At 71.8% G+C, this 19,157-nt stretch carries 18 protein-coding genes; 11 read left to right on the top strand and 7 right to left on the bottom strand.

Annotation, left to right across the window (positions count from 1 at the left end):
- Window positions 1-1,515, top strand: a complete 1,515-nt coding sequence (locus G9272_RS10085; RefSeq protein WP_171396230.1) for a cytochrome P450 — start codon at window positions 1-3, stop codon at window positions 1,513-1,515.
- Here G9272_RS10085 and G9272_RS10080 read toward each other — a convergent pair.
- A complete protein-coding gene (locus G9272_RS10080) occupies window positions 1,509-2,480 on the bottom strand; it encodes an RluA family pseudouridine synthase (RefSeq protein WP_171396229.1) in 972 nt (323 codons plus the stop codon). The two genes, G9272_RS10085 and G9272_RS10080, sit on opposite strands and share 7 nt — an antisense overlap.
- Window positions 2,481-2,546: 66 nt before the next feature.
- On the opposite strand from G9272_RS10080, the gene G9272_RS10075 reads away from it, so the two are divergent.
- Window positions 2,547-3,128: a GNAT family N-acetyltransferase gene (locus G9272_RS10075; RefSeq protein ID WP_171396228.1), complete on the top strand. Its 582-nt coding sequence runs from the start codon at window positions 2,547-2,549 to the stop codon at window positions 3,126-3,128.
- A 21-nt stretch (window positions 3,129-3,149) separates the two neighbouring features.
- On the top strand, window positions 3,150-4,004 hold the full coding sequence (locus G9272_RS10070) for a nucleotidyltransferase domain-containing protein (protein ID WP_367398545.1): 855 nt from the start codon (window positions 3,150-3,152) through the stop codon (window positions 4,002-4,004).
- Between the two features lie 3 nt (window positions 4,005-4,007).
- Here the strand turns inward: G9272_RS10070 and G9272_RS10065 are convergent, their stop codons facing one another.
- Window positions 4,008-4,685, bottom strand: coding sequence for an alpha/beta fold hydrolase (locus G9272_RS10065; RefSeq protein WP_253267767.1), 678 nt, complete (start codon window positions 4,683-4,685; stop codon window positions 4,008-4,010).
- 247 nt (window positions 4,686-4,932) lie between these two features.
- The gene (locus G9272_RS10060) at window positions 4,933-6,489 is read right to left on the bottom strand and encodes an amino acid permease (protein WP_171396227.1); all 1,557 of its coding nucleotides are present in this window, start codon (window positions 6,487-6,489) and stop codon (window positions 4,933-4,935) included.
- Between the two features lie 251 nt (window positions 6,490-6,740).
- Here G9272_RS10060 and G9272_RS10055 point away from each other — a divergent pair, with 251 nt between their 5' ends.
- From G9272_RS10055 to G9272_RS10045, 3 genes are all read left to right on the top strand, one after another.
- Window positions 6,741-7,364, top strand: coding sequence for a PadR family transcriptional regulator (locus G9272_RS10055; RefSeq protein WP_253267766.1), 624 nt, complete (start codon window positions 6,741-6,743; stop codon window positions 7,362-7,364).
- A gap of 165 nt (window positions 7,365-7,529) precedes the next feature.
- Complete coding sequence (locus G9272_RS10050; RefSeq protein WP_171396226.1) at window positions 7,530-8,546, top strand: ATP-binding cassette domain-containing protein; 1,017 nt, start codon at window positions 7,530-7,532, stop codon at window positions 8,544-8,546.
- Complete coding sequence (locus G9272_RS10045) at window positions 8,543-9,319, top strand: ABC transporter permease (RefSeq protein ID WP_171396225.1); 777 nt, start codon at window positions 8,543-8,545, stop codon at window positions 9,317-9,319. The genes G9272_RS10050 and G9272_RS10045 overlap by 4 nt, the downstream gene beginning before the upstream one ends.
- A 73-nt stretch (window positions 9,320-9,392) precedes the next feature.
- Here G9272_RS10045 and G9272_RS10040 read toward each other — a convergent pair whose 3' ends face one another.
- Window positions 9,393-10,238, bottom strand: coding sequence for a siderophore-interacting protein (locus G9272_RS10040; protein WP_171396224.1), 846 nt, complete (start codon window positions 10,236-10,238; stop codon window positions 9,393-9,395).
- Window positions 10,239-10,400: 162 nt separating this feature from the next.
- Entirely contained in the window at window positions 10,401-11,339 is a 939-nt protein-coding gene (locus G9272_RS10035) for a 5'-3' exonuclease (protein WP_253268190.1), read from the bottom strand.
- Between the two features lie 207 nt (window positions 11,340-11,546).
- Between G9272_RS10035 and G9272_RS10030 the strand changes: the two genes are divergently transcribed.
- The 4 genes from G9272_RS10030 to G9272_RS10015 all read left to right on the top strand — a co-directional run bounded on the left by G9272_RS10030 (window position 11,547) and on the right by G9272_RS10015 (window position 16,218).
- Window positions 11,547-12,632 (top strand): quaternary amine ABC transporter ATP-binding protein, encoded by a 1,086-nt coding sequence (locus tag G9272_RS10030; RefSeq protein WP_171396222.1) that lies wholly within the window; start codon window positions 11,547-11,549, stop codon window positions 12,630-12,632.
- A complete protein-coding gene (locus tag G9272_RS10025; RefSeq protein ID WP_171396221.1) occupies window positions 12,625-14,439 on the top strand; it encodes an ABC transporter permease/substrate binding protein in 1,815 nt (604 codons plus the stop codon). Before G9272_RS10030 ends, G9272_RS10025 begins: the two co-directional genes overlap by 8 nt.
- 463 nt (window positions 14,440-14,902) lie before the next feature.
- Complete coding sequence (locus tag G9272_RS10020; protein ID WP_171396220.1) at window positions 14,903-15,499, top strand: helix-turn-helix domain-containing protein; 597 nt, start codon at window positions 14,903-14,905, stop codon at window positions 15,497-15,499.
- On the top strand, window positions 15,499-16,218 hold the full coding sequence (locus G9272_RS10015; RefSeq protein WP_171396219.1) for a helical backbone metal receptor: 720 nt from the start codon (window positions 15,499-15,501) through the stop codon (window positions 16,216-16,218). Before G9272_RS10020 ends, G9272_RS10015 begins: the two co-directional genes overlap by 1 nt.
- Here G9272_RS10015 and G9272_RS10010 read toward each other — a convergent pair.
- The gene (locus G9272_RS10010; RefSeq protein WP_171396218.1) at window positions 16,130-17,296 is read right to left on the bottom strand and encodes a TDT family transporter; all 1,167 of its coding nucleotides are present in this window, start codon (window positions 17,294-17,296) and stop codon (window positions 16,130-16,132) included. The genes G9272_RS10015 and G9272_RS10010 overlap by 89 nt on opposite strands.
- Window positions 17,297-17,366: 70 nt before the next feature.
- On the opposite strand from G9272_RS10010, the gene G9272_RS10005 reads away from it, so the two are divergent.
- Window positions 17,367-18,296, top strand: a complete 930-nt coding sequence (locus G9272_RS10005; protein WP_171396217.1) for a LysR family transcriptional regulator — start codon at window positions 17,367-17,369, stop codon at window positions 18,294-18,296.
- 153 nt (window positions 18,297-18,449) lie between these two features.
- Here G9272_RS10005 and G9272_RS10000 read toward each other — a convergent pair whose 3' ends face one another.
- Window positions 18,450-19,157, bottom strand: coding sequence for a gamma-glutamyl-gamma-aminobutyrate hydrolase family protein (locus G9272_RS10000; RefSeq protein ID WP_171396216.1), 708 nt, complete (start codon window positions 19,155-19,157; stop codon window positions 18,450-18,452).

The raw sequence follows: 19,157 nt of genomic DNA, 5'->3' as shown, positions 1-19,157 counted from the left end.
GTGACTCCCGAACACCCCACCCCGACCGGTCCGCACGACCTCGCCCTGGACCCGCCGCCCGGTTGCCCCGCGCACGGCCGGGGCCCCGGCGGACTGGCCCGCCTCTACGGCCCCGGCGCGGAGGACCTGAACGAACTGTACGAGCGGCTGCGCGAGGAACACGGCCCCGTGGCGCCGGTCCTGCTCCACGACGACCTGCCGATGTGGATGGTCCTCGGGCACGCCGAGAACCTGCGCATGGTGCGCACCCCGTCGCAGTTCACCAAGGACAGCCGCATCTGGTCGCAGATGCTGGACGGCAAGGTCAGGCCCGACCACCCGCTCATGCCGCACATGGCCTGGCAGCCCATCTGCGCCCACGCCGAGGGCGACGAGCACAAGCGGCTGCGCGGCGCGGTCACCGCCGCCATGGCCACCATCGACGACCGCAGTGTGCGCCGCTACATCAACCGCTCCAGCCAGCGCCTGGTCAACCGCTTCTGCGAGGAGGGTCGGGCCGACCTGGTCGGCGACTTCGCCGAGCACCTGCCGATGGCCGTGATGTGCCATGTCCTCGGCATGCCCGACGAGTACAACGACAAGATGGTGCACTCCGCCCGTGACGCGCTCAAGGGCAGCGAGACCGCGCTCGCCAGCCACGAGTACGTCGTGCAGGCGCTCGCCCGGCTCACCACCCGCCGCCGGGCCAACCCCGAGGACGACTTCACCAGCCACCTCATCGGCCACCCGGCGGGTCTCACCGACGACGAGGTCAGGGAGCATCTGCGCCTGGTGCTCTTCGCCGCCTACGAGGCCACCGTCAACCTGCTCTCCAACGCGCTGCGCATGGTCCTCACCGACCCGCGTTTCCTCGCCCAGCTCAACGGCGGCCAGATGACGGTGGCGGAGGCGGTCGAGCAGTCCCTGTGGGACGAGCCCCCGTTCAGCACCATCTTCGGCTACTTCGCGAAGCAGGACACGGAGTTGGGGGGCCAGCGCATCCGCCGGGGCGACGGTCTCTTCTTCGCGCCCGCGCCCGGCAACGTGGATCCCCGGGTACGCCCCGACCTGTCCGCCCACATGCAGGGCAACCGCTCCCACCTCGCCTTCGGCAGCGGTCCGCACGAGTGCCCAGGCCAGGACATCGGCCGCGCCATCGCCGACGTCGGCGTCGACGCGCTGCTGATGCGGCTGCCGGACGTGCAACTCGACTGCGAAGAGGACGAGTTGCGGTGGACGATGTCGATCGCCTCGCGGCACCTGGTGGAGCTGCCGGTCCGGTTCGAGCCGAAGGACCAGCAGGACGTCAAGCACAAGCCGAGCCACGCCCCGATCCCGCCGCAGCGTCTGACGCGGCCGGTGAGCACCCAGCCGCGGCCTGCGCCGGCGCCGGCGCCTGCCCCCGAGCCGGCGCCCGCCCCGGCGCCCGCGCCGCACTCCGCGCCGCACTCCGCGCCGCCCGTCCCGCAGTCGACGGGGCCGGTCCGCAGGCCCAACGCCTGGCGGCGCTTCCTGTCCTGGTGGCGCGGTTACTGAGCGGCGCCCGCCGACGGAGCGGCGGCCCAGCCGTCGTACGACGTCCAGGCCTCGAGCACCCGACCGCTCCGCAGCCGGTGCTCCGTCCCCGTGACCGGATCGGTGAACTCCAGCTCCCGCGCCAGCAGCTGAAGCGGGCGCCGGAAGTCACCGGCCGGCACGGGGGCGGCCACCTCGGGGTAGAGCGGATCGCCGAGGATGGGCACGCCGAGCGTGTTCATATGGACACGCAGCTGATGGGTCTGCCCGGTGGCGGGCAGCAGCCGGTACCGGCCGAGTCCTCGCGCACCGTGCTCGACGAGCTCGACGCGGCTCACGGCATTCGGCTCGCCCGCCACCTCGTAGGCGGCCAGGACCCCGCGCTCCTTGACGATCCGGCTGCGCACGGTCCGGGGCAGGGCGAGCTCCGGGTCGTACGGCGCGACGGCCTCGTACACCTTGCGCACCCGGCGGTCGCGGAAGAGCGACTGGTACGCGCCGCGCTCCTCGGGGCGCACGGTGAACAGCACGAGCCCGGCGGTGAGCCGGTCGAGCCGGTGCGCGGCGCCGAGCGCGGGGATGTCCAGCTCCCGCCGCAGCCGGGCCAGCGCGCTCTCGGTGACATGGCTGCCGCGCGGGGTGGTGGCCAGGAAGTGCGGCTTGTCGACGACGACGATGTGCTCGTCGCAGTGCACGATCTCCAGCGGGAACGGCACGGGCACCTCGGGCGGCAGCTCGCGGTGGTACCAGACGAACATCCCCGGTACGTAGGCCGCGTCCGGCGCCACCGCCCGCCCGTCGGCGCCGACGACGAGCCCGGCCTCCAGCATCCCTTCCGCGACCCCGGCGCGCGCCGGGCCCAGCCGCTCCACCAGGTGCTCCCGCACGGTGGCCCAGGCGCCCTCGCCGGGCAACCGGACCCGTACCGGGTCGATCCCGTCGCGCTGCGGCAGCGGGGAGGGCGGGGGCGGCGTACGGCGTCTCATCGGGGTCAAGCCTACGGGCCGGAAAACCCGTTGGTCGGGCCGTGGACCGTTGGCAGGATGCGGCTCATGCCCTTCACCGCCGACGTCGTCCTGCCCGCCGGAACCCTCTCGGGGGCCCCGCAGCCCGTGCTCCGCAGCGGCGACGGACTGCTCCTGCGCCCGTGGCGGGCCGAGGACGCCCCCGCCGTGTACGCCGCCTTCCAGGACCCCGCCATGCACCAGTGGCACATCAGGGCCGCCGACTCCGAGGAGGAGGTCGCCGGCTGGATCGAGGAGTGGCGTACGAGCTGGGCGGAGGAGCGGAACGCCCAGTGGGCCGTCGTCGACGCGGACAGCGACGAACTGCTGGGGCGGGTGGCGCTGCGGGGCATCCTGCTCGCCGAGGGCGTGGCCGAGGTCGCGTACTGGACGACCAGGGCGGCCCGTGGCCGGGGAGTCGCCCCCCGGGCCACGACCGCCCTCACCCGCTGGGCCTTCGACGAGATCGGCTTCCACCGCCTGGAGCTGATGCACGCCACCGCCAACGAGGCCTCCTGCCGGGTCGCGGGCAAGGCCGGCTTCCTTCTGGAGGGCACCAGGCGCAGTGCCGCCCTCCATCAGGACGGCTGGCACGACATGCATCTCCACGCGCGCGTACAGGGCGACTGAGCCAGGCGCACCCAGTGGCGCGTGCTCGGGGCCGTCACGGTTCGTAGCCGTGAAGCCGTGGTGACGGAAACCTGGTCGCCATCGATCAAGGTTCCTGAAACCCTGATTGCCGTGAACGCGGACCCCATCGACCAGGCCCGACGCCTCGTGTGTGACCGTTTCCCCGATGCGCTTGCCGCGGTCCTCGGCGGGTCGGTGGCCGCGGGGCGAGCCACTGCCAGCAGTGACCTGGACATCGCGGTGCTCATCGGGGACAAGGGCGAGACCTGCCGGGAGACGATCCGGTTCGAGGGACGTGTCGTGGAGCTCTTCATCCACACCCGTGCCGGTCTCGCGGATCTCTTTGCTGCGGACGTCGCTGCACGTCGTGCGGTCCTCCAGAGCGTGTACGCCACGGGTCTCGTCCTGGTCGATGTCGCCGGGGAGGCCGGCCGCGCCCGTGCCCGTGCCGAGGCGGACCTCCGCAATGGTCCTCCGGCGGCGGCACCGGAGGTGGTCGAGACGAAGAGGTATGGGCTGACGAATGCTCTGGACGACCTCGCCGATGCCGGCGACCGGATCGAGCGTCTGGCGGTGGCCGGGTTCGTTCTCACTGCGGCGGCAGATCTGCTCTGCGACTACCACCAGGCGTGGATCGGCGGCGGGAAGTGGCTGCCGCGGCGCCTTCTGGAGGCGGACGGGGAACGTGGGGCCGCCCTGCTCGAAGGACACCTGCGGCTGTGCACGTCGGGAGACCCGACGCCCATGATCGACGCCGCATCACAGATCCTCGCCCTTGTCGGCGGGCCTCTTCGCGAGGGCTATCGCAGGACTTGGCGCGGTGTCGTTCCGGTAGGTGGTGAACCGGGTGTTCATCTGGGAGAAGTGAGCGGATGAGGGTCAGGAGGAGTCGGGCGGCAAGGCGCTGAGAACGGCCGTGAGGCCATGCGGGTCGCGGCGGGCGATGTTGTGACCGACGGGAATCTCGTGAACCCGCCAGCCCGAGTCGTTGCGCAACCGTTCGGTCAGGGTCACGAACGGGCTGCCTGCCCACGCTCCACCACTGATGTACGTACGGCCGAACGCGCGGCTGGCGTTGCCTCCCAGCCTGATCGACTGGACGAAGCTCGCCATCGGGTGCGGTCGCGCGCGAGGGTCGAGCCCATCAGGGACTGCGACCCATCGACCGTCGGCGCGGGCGCCGGCTATGAACGACTCCCGGAAGCTGTCGCTGGTCAACGACCAACACGAATCCCCGTCGTCCGGGACGTAGGCGTCGATGAAGACAAGCTGATCGATGCGGTCGCTGAGCCGATCCGCGACACCGGCGATCACCATCCCGCCGTAGCTGTGCCCGCACAGTGCGAGGGGCGTTTCGTCGCTACGGTCAATGATCTCGGCCACCTGGTCGATATGGGTGTCGAGGTTCGGCGGACGGTCCACATCGACTGGGCCGTCCGACTCCAACCCCGACAGGGTCACCGCCTCGACGTGGTGACCGTCCCGGTGCAGCTCGGCGGCCACCGAGTCGAACACCCATCCGCCTTGCCAGCCACCCGGCACCATCACGAACTTCACCGCGTCATCGTAGGTCAAGCAGGATCCGACGAGTACAGCCGGAGGTCGCACGCCTCGGCAACGCTCGGGCCGACGGCGGCGAACCGTCCGGCGCGGCGGCTCGCCAAGCTCCTGCGCGTGGCCGTGTCCGGCGGCTGGCGTGACGGGCATGCCCGCTTCGCGCGCATGCCCGTCCGACACGCTTGGCGGCCTGACGCACCCGTCCGTCCTGTGTGTCTGACGGTCAGGCCCGACGCGCCCGCCGGGTCTACGCGGCCGCCGTCTCCGGTACCGCCGTGGCCGGTGCCGGCGACCGCCTGCGGTAGGCCCGGAAGGCCACACCGGCCGCGAGTGTCGCGCCGAGGAACAGCACGGTGAACCACTGGAAGTACCAGTGGCCGCCCGCCGGGTCGTACACCGCCGCGCGCGGCCAGGCCAGGTTGACCGTCATCAGCAGGCCGTAGAGGAGCGCGAGGGCGTTCACCGGGACACCCCAGCGGCCCAGGGAGAACAGGCGGGCGCCCGTCTCGTCCGTGCCGGCCGAGGAGAACTGTCCGCGCAGCCGACGCACCAGCAGCGGGCCGGTGACCATCGCGTACGCCAGGTACAGCATCACGATGCAGGTCGTGCCGATGGCCAGGAAGGCGTCCGGTGAGGCGAAGTTGAGCAGCAGCAGGGCCGCCGCGAGGACGCCGACCACCAGCGCCGGGGCGCTCGGCATGCCGGTACGGGGGTTCACGCGCGCGAGGCGGCCGGAGAACGGGAGTTGTCCGTCGCGGGCCATGGAGAACAGCATCCGGCAGGCCGCCGTCTGGATGGCGAGCGTGGCCACCGCGATCGCGACCACCACGTCCGCCAGCAGCACCTTGCCGACCCCGTCGCCGAGGCTGCTGGTGAGGACGTAGCTGAGGCCGTCGACCCCGAGGCGTCCGTCGGTGAGGCTGGGCGCGGCCAGCAGCCCGCCCAGCACGATCAGCCCGCCGAGCAGGCCGGCCGCGCCGAGCGCGGTGAGGATCGTGCGGGGCGCGGTGCGCCGCGGGTGGTGCGTCTCCTCGCTCATCTCGCCCGCGCTGTCGAACCCGATCATCACGTACGCGGCCGTGAACGATCCGACGAGCAGCGCCCCGAACAGGCCGTTCTGCGCGGCCCCTTCGGTGTGGAAGGTGATGCTCGGGGTCCGCTCGGAGTGGGTGAGCAGCAGCACGACGATGAGTACCGCGCCGATGATCTCGGCGGTCACGCCGACCCGGTTGATCACGGACATCACGCGGTTGTCGACGACGTTCACGAACGTGGTCAGCGCCAGCAGGAGCACGCCGAGCAGCGCGGCGTTGGCCGCGCCGTCCGGCGAGGTGGGTGCCGGGTCGGTGCCGATCAGCTGGAAGCCCGACCAGATCGCCGGCAGCACCATCTGGAGCGCCAGCGCGGCCGCGGCGACCACGACGATCTGCCCGATCACCATGATCCAGCCGGCGAACCAGCCGAACGAGGGCGTCGACAGCCGCGACGACCACTGGTAGATCGCGCCCGAGATCGGGTAGCGCGCCGCCAGCTCCGCGAAGCACGCGGCGACCAGCAACTGACCGACCAGCACGACCGGCCAGGCCCAGAAGAAGACCGGGCCGCCGAAGGCGTACCCGAAGGCGAAGAACTGGAAGACGGTCGTCAGGACGGAGATGAAGGAGAACCCGGCGGCGAACGAGGCGTACCGGCCCAGGCTGCGGTGCAGCTCCTGGGGGTAGCCGAACTCGGCGAGGGAGCCGTCGTCCGCGCCGGGGGAGTGCGGCGGGTCGGGGCGTACGTCGGAAGGGGCTGTTGTCGTCACGGCGGAACCTGCCTTGGGCCCAGAGGGAACGTAATTCCTGTCGGGCGACAGAAATTAGGGACGCGCTGTTTCGTGCGCGTCACGCAGCCGTGTCCGGGGCGGGCCCAAGTCCTCACGTCCTCGCATGCTTCACTCGATCGCGTTACATCGCGTCTATTGCCTCGCCTCACGACTCGCGATATGTTCGGCTACGGATATTCGGAAGCGAACCGTTCGGAATGAACTGCTCGTCGTGAAGCGAGGTGGTCGTCGTGGCGAGGAAACGCCGCAAGCTCAGCAATCCGTTGGCGCTCGCCGTGATGACGACGCTCTGGCAGAAGCCGATGCATCCGTACGAGATCGCCCAGACCCTGCGCAGCCAGGGCAAGGACACCAGTACGAAGACGAACTACGGCTCGCTCTACACCGTCGTGCAGAACCTCGAGAAGTACGGCTTCGTCGAGGTGACCGGTGTGGAACGCCAGGGCAACCGCCCCGAGCGCACGGTCTACGGGCTCACCGAGGCCGGGCGCGAGGAGATGGCCGAGTGGTTGTCCGACCTGATCGCCATCCCCGCGAAGGAGTACCCGATCTTCGAGACGGCGCTCTCGCTGATGGCGGCGCTGCCTCCCGATGACGTGGTGCGCCTGCTGGAGACCCGGCTGAGCTCGCTGGAGGTCCAGGTGGCCAGCGGCCGGGGCGCCCTCGAGAAGCTCTACGAGACGCTGCCGAGGCTCTTCCTCGTCGAGGTCGAGTACCAGTTGCACATGGTCGAGGCGCAGGCCGAGTGGGTCGGCGGATTCCTCGAGGAGATCAGGAAGGGCTCCCTGCCCGGCGTCGAGCAATGGCGGCGTTTCCACGAGACGGGGGAGCTGCCGACGGAATTCACCTCTTGAGAAACGACCCCGGCAGGGCTGTTGCAGCAGCTCCGCCGGGGTCCCCAACCCCGAACGGAATCCGCGGTGAAGCGGCTCCGGGCCATCGAGGTGCGGCACACCCAGGATAGCCCGGCGCTCTTCACGCGGATCAGTAGTCCTGTCCGCTCACGAAGGAGCACCGTCATGAGCAACACCAGCGCGCCCGCGGTCGAGGCGCGTCGACTCGTCAAGACCTACCCCGGTGGCGTCACCGCGCTGAACGGCCTCGAGATCACCGTCGAGCCCGGTACCGTCTTCGGGCTGCTCGGCCCCAACGGCGCCGGCAAGTCCACCGCCGTCAAGATCCTCACCACTCTCGCCCGCCCCGACTCCGGGTCGGCCACCGTCGCCGGGCACGACGTGCTGCGCCACCCGGACCGGGTGCGCCGCGCGATCGGCGTGGTCGCCCAGAACTCCGGCGCCGACCCGGTCGCCACCGGCCGCGACAACCTCCGCCTCCAGGGCAGGCTCTACGGCGTGCGGGGCGCCGCCCTCGACCGGCGCGTCGACGAGCTGCTCGAGCGTTTCGCGCTCAGCGAGGCCGCCCGCCGCCCGGTCAAGGGCTACTCCGGCGGTATGCGGCGCCGGCTCGACGTCGCGCTCGGTCTGGTGCACCGGCCCGAGGTGCTGTTCCTCGACGAGCCCACCACCGGTCTGGACCCGGAGGCCCGCACCGCGATGTGGGACGAGATCGGCCGGCTGGCCGGCGAGGAGGGGCTGACCATCCTGCTCACCACGCACTACCTGGAGGAGGCCGACCGGCTCGCCGAGCGCGTCGCCATCGTCGACCGCGGCCGGATCGTCGTCACGGGCACTCCCGACTCCCTGAAGGGTGAACTCCGCGGCGACGCCGTGCATGTGGAGCTGCGCACCGCGCTGGGCGAGAGCGGTCGTGTGCTGCTGGAGGGCGCCCTGGGCGGGCTGCCGGGCGTCCACGAGGTGGTGTTCGACGGGCCACGGGTCAGTGTCCGGGCCGAGGACGGAGCGGCCGCGGTGCCCGCGCTGCTCGGTGCCCTGGAGCGGGCCGGCGTGGCCGTCGCCACCGCGACCGTCGCCCGGCCCTCCCTCGACGACGTCTACCTGCGGTACGCGGGCCGTCGTTACGCCGAGGCCGAGAGCGGGACCGCCGACGCCCTCGTCCTCGCCGGGGGTGCGCGATGAGCACCGCGATCGTCCAGACCTGGTACATGACGCAACGCCAGCTGATGGTGTTCGCCCGCCAGCCCGCGTACGCCGTGATCACGCTGATCCAGCCGGTGATCTGGCTGTTCCTCTTCGGCAGCCTCTTCAAGAACGTCGTGGCGCTGGGCGGCTTCGGTACGGCCTCCTACCTCGACTACCTGGTGCCGGGCGTGGTCGTGATGAGCGCGCTCGCCTCCAACCTGTGGGCGGGCATGGGCACGTTGGAGGAGATCCAGCGCGGCACCCTCAACCGTTTTCTGACCACCCCGGCCAGTCGGGCCGCGCTGATGAACGGCAATGTCGTCCACAACGGCATCGTCACCGCTCTCCAGTCGGCCGTCATCGTGCTGCTGGGGCTGGCGGGCGGTGCGGAGTACCCGGGCGGGGTCGTGGGCGTCGTCGTCCTGGTCGTCGCCTCGGTGCTGCTGGGCACGGTCTTCGGGGCGCTGTCCAACGCCCTGGGCATGCTGGTGCGGGAGCGGGAGTCGATCATCGGCGTCAACACGTTCCTGCTGCTGCCGCTGACCTTCCTCTCCAGCGCGTTCATGGCGCCGGACCGGATGCCCGGCTGGATACGGCAGGTGGCCCGCTTCAACCCGTTGGACTGGGCGATGGTCGCGGGCCGTTCGGCCCTGTCCGCCGATCCCGACTGGGGCGCCGTGCTCCTGCGCGGCGGAGCGCTTCTCGGGCTCGCGACGGCGGCCGTGTGGCTCTCGATCAGGACGTTCCGGTCGTACCAGCGGTCGGTGTAGCAGCGGGCAGGCGCGGCCCCTCACGGGGTCGCAGGGGCGGCCCGCGCCACGAGTGCGGGCCGCTTCCGCCGGGTCACGCGGCCGGTGCCGCGCCCTCCTGCTCCGCCTCCACGCGCGCGTTCCAGTCCCGCTTCGAGGCCTGCCAGCCGTCCTCGTTGTGGCCGAGCCGCCAGTAGCCGGAGATCGACAGGTCCTCGCGCGGGATCTGGAGCTCGACGCGCAGGAGTTTGCGCAGCTCCTTCACGCAGGCTGCCTCGCCGTGCACGAACGCGTGCAGGCGGCCCTCGGGGAACTCCAGTGCCCGTACGGCCTCGACGAGCCGTTCGCCGACCGGCCGGTCGCCGCGGTGCAGCCAGACGACCTCCACGTCGGAGTCGACCTTCTGCTCCTCCTCGGGGCCCGACACCTCGATGAAGGCGTGGGCGACGCTGCCGGCGGGCAGCGACTCCAGGGCGGCCGCGATGGCGGGCAGGGCGCTCTCGTCGCCGGCCAGCAGATGCCAGTCGGCGGCGGTGTCGGGCGCGTAGGCGCCACCGGGGCCCATGAAGCGGACGGTCTCGCCCGGCTGGACGCGCGCCGCCCACGGCCCGGCCAGGCCCTCGTCGCCGTGGACCACGAAGTCCAGGGTCAGCTCGCGGAGTTCGGCGTCCCAGTTGCGCACGGTGTACGTGCGGGTCACGGGCCACTGCTCACGGGGGAACTCGGCGCGGATGCGCTCCAGGTCGAAGGGCTCGGGGTAGGTCACGCCCTCGGGGCCGAAGAGCAGTTTGACGTAGTGGTCGGTGCAGGTGCCCGCGGTGAAGTCGGCCAGGCCCTCGCCGCCGAGGACGACGCGTTGCATATGGGGGGTGAGCCGTTCGGTGCGGACGACCTGCGCGGAGTGGGGCTTCCGCGGCTTCCGTGCCGGACGTTCTGCCATGACGGCCTCCCATGAGGGTATGGTTAGGTTTACCTAAGTTAGCATCTCTCCCCCCGGTGATGCCCTCCTTGTTCGAGAGGTCGACCCACCTCTCACCCAGATCTCATGCAGAGGATGACTCTCGGCCTGTGCCCTTGTCATTCCTCGACGCGAGAACAATGGTTACGCGGGCGGGGCGCCCAGTGTCGTCAGCAGCCGCTGGAGCGAGCCGCCGAGTCCCCAGCGCCGCGCCAGTGCCTCCAGTGTCGCTCCGTCCCGCGGCGCGTGCGGCAGAGCGGTGTCCACGTCCGGCAGCGGCACGTCGTCGGCGACCTTGACCACCTTCGGCGCGACGGCGAGATACGGCCGTGACTCGTCCAGTCGGCTCCGCTGCGACGGGGTCAACTTCGCCCGGGGGTCGTCGACCGCCGCCACGATCCCGGCCAGGTCGCCGAACTCGGCCAGCAGCTTGGCCGCGGTCTTCTCGCCGATGCCCGGCACGCCCGGCAGGCCGTCGCTCGGGTCGCCGCGCAGCAGCGCCAGATCCGCGTACCCGCTCCCGTCGACGCCGTACTTCTCGCGCAGCCACGCCTCGTCCGTGAGCTGGAGCGTGCCGACGCCCTTCAGCGGGTACAGCACGCGCACCCCGCGGGCGTCGTCCACCAGCTGGTAGAGGTCGCGGTCGCCGGTGACGATGTCCACCGGGCCCTTCGACCGCCCGGTGAACGTGCCGATCACGTCGTCCGCCTCGTAGCCGGCGACGCCCACCCGTGCGATGCCGAGCGCGTCCAGGACCGCCTCGATGATCGGCACCTGCGGCGAGAGGGTGTCCGGCACCTCCTCCTCGTCCGGCCCCGTCTCGCGCTCCTCGGCGACGCGGTGCGCCTTGTAGGAGGGGATCAGGTCGACCCGCCACTGGGGGCGCCAGTCGGCGTCCATGCAGGCGACCAGCTCGTCCGGCCGGTGGTCCTTCACCAGCCGGTCGATGAAGTCCAGCAGTCCGCGTACGGCGTTCACCGGAGTGCCGTCCGGCGCCTTCACGGAGTCCGGGACGCCGAAGTAGGCGCGGAAATAGAGCGAGGCGGTGTCGAGGAGCATCAGTCGTCCGGTCACGCCTCGCATCATGCCGCACGAGTGCCCGGGTATCCGGTGCGTATTCACTCCCGTGGCACGAGTGAACCTCTTGTGAAACCTGCTGTGAACTGAACCACTCGTACGTTTGCCCCCATCGGACCAGGGCAGGGGCGGCCTCGGAGCAATGCCCGGTTGCGTTTTCAACTGTTTGCTGTTGCCGAGTGCTCCGATTCCTGTCCCCGACGAGAGGTACGCGTGTCCTCCAGGCTTGAGGCCGAGCATCTGCACAAGGTGTTCGGCAGACGACCGCAGCAGGCAGTCGAGCGGCTCCGGGAGGGAGCCGACCGGGAGGAGCTGCGCGCCGACGGCACCACGGCCGCCGTCATCGACGCCTCCTTCGCGGTGGAACCGGGCGAGATCTTCGTCGTGATGGGCCTGTCCGGGTCGGGCAAGTCCACCCTGCTGCGGATGCTCAACGGGCTGCTGGAGCCGACCGCCGGACGCGTCCTCTTCGACGGCCAGAACCTCACCGCCCTCGCCGACCGCGAACTGCGCGCGGTCCGGGCGAAGAAGATCAGCATGGTCTTCCAGCACTTCGCGCTCTTCCCGCACCGCAGCGTCCTCGACAACGCCGCCTACGGCCTCGCCGTCCAGGGCGTCCCCCGCCGCGAGCGCGAGGAGCGCGCCGTCGAGGCGCTGCGGCTCTGCGGTCTGGCCGGCTGGGAGAAGTCCTGGCCGGACGAGCTGTCCGGCGGCATGCAGCAGCGCGTCGGCCTGGCCCGCGCCCTCGCCACCGACGCCGACCTGCTCCTGATGGACGAGTCCTTCAGCGCGCTGGACCCGCTGATCCGCCGCGACATGCAGGACCAGCTCCTCACGCTCCAGCAGACGCTGAAGAAGACCATCGTCTTCATCACCCACGACCTCAACGAGGCCATGCGGCTGGGCGACCGGATCGCCGTCATGCGCGACGGCCGCATCGTGCAGACGGGCACGGCGGAGGACATCCTGATCCGCCCCGCGAACGACTACGTCGCCTCCTTCATCCAGGACGTCGACCGCTCGCGCGTGCTGACCGCCTCCGCCGTGATGGACACCGTCGTGCGCGGCGACGAGGCCGACTGCGGCTGCGAGACCGCCACTTCCGACACCCCGTTCGCCGCGCTGTGCGCGCTCAGCGCCCGCCTGACCCATCCGGTTGCCGTCCTCGACGGGAAGCGGAAACTCGTCGGCGTCGTGTCGGGAGAGCGCCTCGTCCGCTTCCTCGGCGACGAACAGGGCCAGGTGACGGCCTGCGACAGTCCGCGCGACGGCGGGAGGAAGGTGTTGACCCGTGCCTAGGCTCCACCTCGGCGACTGGGTCGACTCCGGCGTCGACTGGCTCGTCACCCACATGTCCTGGCTCTTCGACGCGATCAAGACGGTCGTCGAAGGCATGTACGACGGTCTCGACACCGTCCTCACCGCCCCTGAGCCGCTCCTCCTCGCGGGCATCCTCGCGGTGCTCGCCTGGTGGCTGCGCGGCCTCGTCGCGGGCGTCCTGGCCTTCGCCGGATTCGCCCTCATCGACTCCCTCGGCCTGTGGGACGAGGCGATGTCGACGCTCTCCCTGGTGCTCGTGGCCACGGTGATCGCCCTGGCGGTCTCCCTCCCGCTGGGCATCTGGGCCGCCCGCTCCAAGGCCGTCAGCGCCACCCTCCGCCCCGTCCTGGACCTGCTCCAGACGATGCCGTCGATGGTCCTGCTGATCCCGGCCATCCTGTTCTTCGGCATGGGCGTCCCCGCGGGCGTCATCGCCACCCTGATCTTCGCGCTCGCCCCGGGCGTCCGGATGACCGAGCTCGGCATCCGCCAGGTCGACGCCGAACTCGTCGAGGCCGCCGAAGCGTTCGGCACGACGCCCCGCGACACCCTGCTGCGCGTGCAGCTGCCGCTCGCCCTGCCGACGATCATGGCGGGCATCAACCAGGTCATCATGCTGGGCCTGTCGATGGTCGTCATCGCCGGCATGGTCGGCACCGGCGGCCTCGGCGGCGCCGTCAACGAGGCCATCGGCCAGCTCGACATCGGCCTCGGCTTCGAGGCGGGCCTGGGCATCGTGGTCCTCGCCATCTACCTGGACCGGATGACCGGCGCCCTCGGCACCCGGATCTCCCCGCTCGGCCGCCGCGCCGCCGCCAAGGCCCGCGGCACGGTGTGGACGTACCGTCCGCGCCCGGCCGTGGCTGTGGTCGGCGTGGTCGTGCTCGCCCTGGTCGCCGGCGGCATGAACGTCTTCGGCCCCTCCTCCGGTACCGCCGAGGCCTCCGCCACGGACATCGGCAAGGGCAAGGAGGTCAAGATCGGCTACATCCCGTGGGACGAGGGCATCGCCTCCACCTACCTCTGGAAGGAACTCCTGGAGGAACGCGGCTTCGACGTCACCACCACGCAGTACACCGCGGGCCCCCTCTACACCGGCGTCGCCACCGGGCAGATCGACTTCCAGACCGACGCCTGGCTGCCCACCACCCACAACGAGTACTGGAAGAAGTACGGCGAACAGCTCGACGATCTGGGCTCCTGGTACGGCCCCACCTCCCTGGAGCTCGCCGTCCCCTCGTACGTGAAGGACGTCGGCTCCCTGGCGGACCTGAAGAGCCACGCCGCCGAGTTCGACGGCAAGATCACCGGCATCGAGCCCAGCGCCGGGATGATGGGTCTGCTCAAGGACAAGGTCCTGGGGCAGTACGGCCTCGACGGCGCCTACACCGTCGTCGACGGCTCCACCCCGGCGATGCTCGCCGAACTCAAGCGCGCGTACGCCGCCAAGAAGCCGATCGTCGTCACCCTCTGGTCGCCGCACTGGGCGTACAGCGACTACGACCTGAAGAAGCTCGAGGATCCCAAGGGCGCCTGGGGCAAGGGAGACGGCGTGCACACCGTCGCCCGCAAGGACTTCGCCGCCGACAACCCCGAGGTCGGCAAGTGGCTGAAGGACTTCAGGATGACCGAGGCCCAGCTCACCGGTCTGGAGGCGCGGATCCAGAAGGCCGGCAAGGGCAAGGAGCAGGACGCGGTCCGGACCTGGCTGAAGGAGAATCCAGGTCTGGTCGAGAAGTGGGTACCGGTCGCCGATTCGGGGCAGGAAAGCCGGGCGGCCCGGTGACCTGACAGCACCGCGACCGCCCGACGAGGGGCGGGCACCGACGTTCGGCCTCCGGGCCCGCGTCGGGGCCCGCCCCTCGTGTCGTTCCCGTGTGTTCCCCGCTGTTTCCGCCCCGCCACGGCGCTGGTCCGGCCCCGTCCGTCCGCCGCCCTGCCACGGCAAGGATCCGGCCAAGTACGGAGAGCTACGCCCATGCCCGAACCGAAGTCCCTCGAAGCCGGGGACGAGCGGGAACATGCGCGGCCGTTCGCGCATTGAACCGGAGAACCGGAGGGCGGGCCCGTGCCCGGCGTGTCCGGGGTCCGATCGACTGGCGCGAACTGTGAGGTCCGGCGTTACGCCAGGTGTCCTCGATGTGACGGGCGCATGAAACGGTTTGCCGAACATGCGTAGGGTGCAGACAACTCCTCAGAGGGCGTAGAGGACGTCACGGTACCGACGAGCTAAGGAGGGAGCCGGAGCGATGGGCGACCACAAAGAACAGCCCCTGCGCGTGGGTGCGGCCGTGCGGCGCCGACGCCGCTCCCTGGAGCTCACCCTCGCCGTCGTGGCCGAGCGCAGCGGCCTGTCGGTCCCGTTCCTCAGCCAGATCGAGAACGAGCGCGCGCGGCCCAGCACCAGCTCCCTGGAGAAGGTCGCCGACGCCCTGCGCACCACGGCCGTCGAGCTCCTCGCCGCCGCCGACCCCGCGTGCAGCGTGGACGTCGTGCGCGCCGAGGTGACCGAGCCGGGTCCGGGGCCCGAGCCGGAGCCGGAGCCGCGCTCCCGTTCCCTGGTGCGCGGTCACCACCAGATGCACGCCTCGGAGTTCACCGGCGACCATGACGCGGGCCGTGAATTCCAGTACCGCAACGACCAGTTGATGTACGTGGCCGACGGCGCCGTGGAGATCGAGGCGGAGGGCCGCGCCTACCGCCTCGGCCGCGGCGACACCCTGTACCTCACCGGCGGGGTCCGTCACCGCTGGCGGGCGACCGTGCCGGACACCCGGGTGGTCGTCGTCGCCGTGGCGGAGCACATCGAGGCGGTACGGGACCGGGACCGGGGCCGGAAGCGGTAGTGCGGATCGTCTCGCTGGTGCCGTCGCTCACGGAGGCGGTGGCTTCCTCCGTGCCCGGCGCCCTGATCGGCGCCACCGACTGGTGCACCCACCCCGCGGGCCTCGACGTCACCCGGATCGGCGGAACCAAGAACCCCCGGGTCGACCGGATCGTCGCCCTCGCCCCCGACCTGGTGATCGCCAACGAGGAGGAGAACCGGGAACCGGACCTGGCGGCGCTGCGCACGGCCGGCCTCGAGGTCCTGGTGACCGACATCCGGGACGTCCCGCAGGCCTTCGGTGAGCTGGCGCGGGTACTTCGGGCGTGCGGGGTGCCGTCGCGGCCGAAGTGGCTCGACGAGGCGGAGGAGGCGTGGGCGGCGCCGCTGCCGCCCACCCGCCGTCGGACGGCCGTCGTACCGATCTGGCGCCGCCCGTGGATGGTGCTGGGCCGTGACACCTTCGCCGGGGACGCGCTGGCCCGCCTCGGCGTCGACCAGCTGTACGCCGGGCACGCCGAACGCTATCCGCGGATCCCGGTCGAGGAACTGATCGCCGCCGCACCGGACCTGGTCGTGCTGCCGGACGAGCCCTACCGCTTCACCGCCGACGACGGCCCGGAGGCCTTCCCCGGTCTGCCCTGCGCGCTGCTCAGCGGACGGCACCTGACGTGGTACGGCCCGTCGCTCGCCGAGGCGCCGAAGGTGCTGGGCGAGGCGCTGCGAGCAGCACACCGCTGAGCAGCCCGCGGACGGTGTGCGTGGCGGCCACGATCCACGCGGCGACGAGGACGACGTACAGCGCGCAGGCGAGCACGTCGTAGGCGACCAGCCCGGTGTGCCGGGCCAGCGCCGCCGCTCCGGTCACACAGGTGCCGACCGGGAAGGTGAACGCCCACCAGGTCATCGCGAAGCCCATCCCGTGCCGGCGGGCGCGCACCACATGCGCGGTGGCCAGACACAGCCAGAACAGCGCGAACCCCATGACGGGCACCCCGTACAGCACGGCGAGGACGGCGAGACCGCGGCTGTCCGGGCCGGGCAGGACCCCCGGAGCGACCTCCGCGAACTTTCCGACGGCGGTGGTGGACTGCCCGAGCGGCCCCAGGACGAGGAACAGGGTCGGAGTGAGGACGAGGGGCAGCGGCCCGCCGGTCACCAGCCGCGCGAACACGACCGGCAGCATGACGAGCGTGGCGAGCAGGCTCAGTCCGAACAGCGCGAAGCACGCCAGGAGCAGCGTCTGCCGCGGCTGTCCGGCCGGCAGATACGGCACCAGCAGCGGCCCGAGCGCGGCGGACACCATGGGCGCGACGAGCGGCAGCAGCCACACGGGCGTGGCCTGCGACGCCCGTACCCGATGGCGTACGGCCATCAGGTACGGGACGGAGACGGCGGCCGCGAGGGCGACGGCCGTCCCGACGGTGAACAGCACGGCGTCGAGGGCGACCGCGGCCCGGATGCCGATCCAGTCCCGGCCGACGGTGAGGGCGCCGCCCCCGACGGCGAGCAGCGCCATCGCCAGGCAGCCGTAGAACGGCGCCGTCGCCGGATCCAGCAGATGGGCGCGGGCCTGGTCGCGGTGATGGCGCCAGTGCAGGGCGCGGGCGCCGAGCAGGGCCAGGAGAAGGACGAGGGCGAGAACCCAGCAGGCGGTGAGGAGCGGCCGCAGCCCCGGCGGGCGGACGGGGAGCGCGGCTCCCGCCGTGGCGAGGATCGCGGTCCCCATCACCGTGGCGTACCAGTTCGGTCCGAGGTGACGGACGGCGCCGGCGCGCACACGGGGGAGGGCGTACAGGGGCTGGGCGGCGGTGACCATGACTCCACGGTCGCCCGGGCGTCCGCCCGCGACCAGGGAGTATGACTCTATGGGGGCATAAGCTGGGCTTATGGGGAGTGTCGAGGAACAGCCCGCGGACACCGCATCGGGTTCGATCGCGCATCGCGTCCCGGATCTGGGCGCGCTGGAGCTGCTGCTGGCGGTGGCACGGCTGGGCAGCCTGGGCGCGGCCGCGCGGGAGCTCGGCATCACACAGCCGGCCGCGAGCAGCCGGATCCGGTCCATGGAACGCCAGTTGGGGGTGGCCCTGGTGGACCGCTCGCCGCGCGGCTCCCGGCTCACGGACACCGGCGCGCTGGTGACGGACTGGGCGGGGCGGGTCGTCGAGGCGGCACGGGCGTTCGACGCGGGGGCGCAGGCGCTGCGGGTCCGCCGTGACTCGCGGCTGCGGGTGGCGGCGAGCATGACGATCGCCGAGTACCTGTTGCCCGGCTGGCTGCTCGCGCTGCGCGCCGGGCGGCCGGACACGGCGGTGTCGCTGCTCGCGGGCAACTCGGCGGCCGTCGCCGAGCGGCTGCTCTCCGGGGAGGCGGACCTCGGCTTCGTGGAGGGCCTCACGGTGCCGCCCGGCCTCGACTCCGCCGTGATAGCCCACGACCACCTGATCGTCGTGGTCGCGCCCGCCCACCCGTGGGCCCGCCGGCGGCGGCCGCTGCCCGCGGCCGAGCTGGCCTCGACGCCGCTGATCCTGCGTGAGAAGGGCTCGGGGACCCGGCAGGTGCTCGACACGGCGCTGGGTGGCCTGGCCCGGCCGCTGATCGAGCTGTCCTCGACGACCGCGGTCAAGGCGGCGGCGGTCAGTGGGGCGGGGCCGGCGGTGTTGAGCGAACTGGCGGTCGGTGAGGAGTTGGGGCTGCGGCGGCTGGTGAAGGTGCCGGTCGAGGGGGTTGCGCTGGCGCGCGATCTGCGGGCGGTGTGGCCCACGGGGCATCGGCCTGCGGGGCCGGCGCGGGAGCTGTTGTCGCTCACTCGGGGGTAGGTTCTCTCGCCCCCGCCGCCCCTTCCCTTCCCGACCCTGGGGGCGGTGCCCCCAGACCCCCCTTCGGCCTGAACGGCCTCGTCCTCAAACGTCGGGACGGGCTGGGTGGATGCGCCGCTGCCGAGACCCCCTTCGGCCTGAACGGCCTCGTCCTCAAACGTCGGACGGGCTGGGTTGTGCCGCCCTTACCAAGGCGTGCATGACCCGTACGTCCTCGTCCATCTCCGGGTGCCACTGGACGCCCAGTACCCAGGACGCGGACGGTAGTTCCACCGCCTCCACGGTGCCGTCCGTCGCGTACGCCGACGGGATCAGGCCGGTGCCGAGGCGGTCCACGGCCTGGTGGTGGTAGGCCGGTACGGAGGTCTCCTCCTCGACGGCCGCGGCGTACCGCGTGCCGGGGACCGGCTTGACCGGGTGCCGGCCGAAGGCGCCGACGACCTCGGCGTGCCCGTCGATGTGCTGGGTCAGGGTGCCGCCGAGCGCGACGTTCAGCAGCTGCATGCCCCGGCAGATGCCCAGCAGCGGGAGGTCCGCCGCCAGCGCCGCCTCGATCAGGGCCAGCTCCCAGGCGTCCCGCTCCCGCGCCGGCGGCCCCGTGCGGGGGTCCGGCTCGGCGCCGTAGCGGACCGGTTCGACGTCGGGGCCGCCCGCTATCACCAGGCCGTCGAGGCGGGCCACCGTCGCCGCCGCGTGCTCGGGAGCGTCCGGCGGGAGCATCGCGGCCAGCCCGCCGGCCCGCTGCACCAGCCGGGGATACCCGACGGGCAGCAGCGCGGCGTCCAGCGCCCACACGCCCCAGCGCGCCGCGGACTCCAGATACGTGCTGACGCCGATCAGCGGCCGTGAGCCGTCCGTCAT

The organism is Streptomyces asoensis, from assembly GCF_013085465.1.
Classification (GTDB): domain Bacteria; phylum Actinomycetota; class Actinomycetes; order Streptomycetales; family Streptomycetaceae; genus Streptomyces; species Streptomyces cacaoi_A.
Note: the sequence above shows the minus strand (reverse complement) of the source record. Positions and strands in the feature narration are given on the sequence as shown.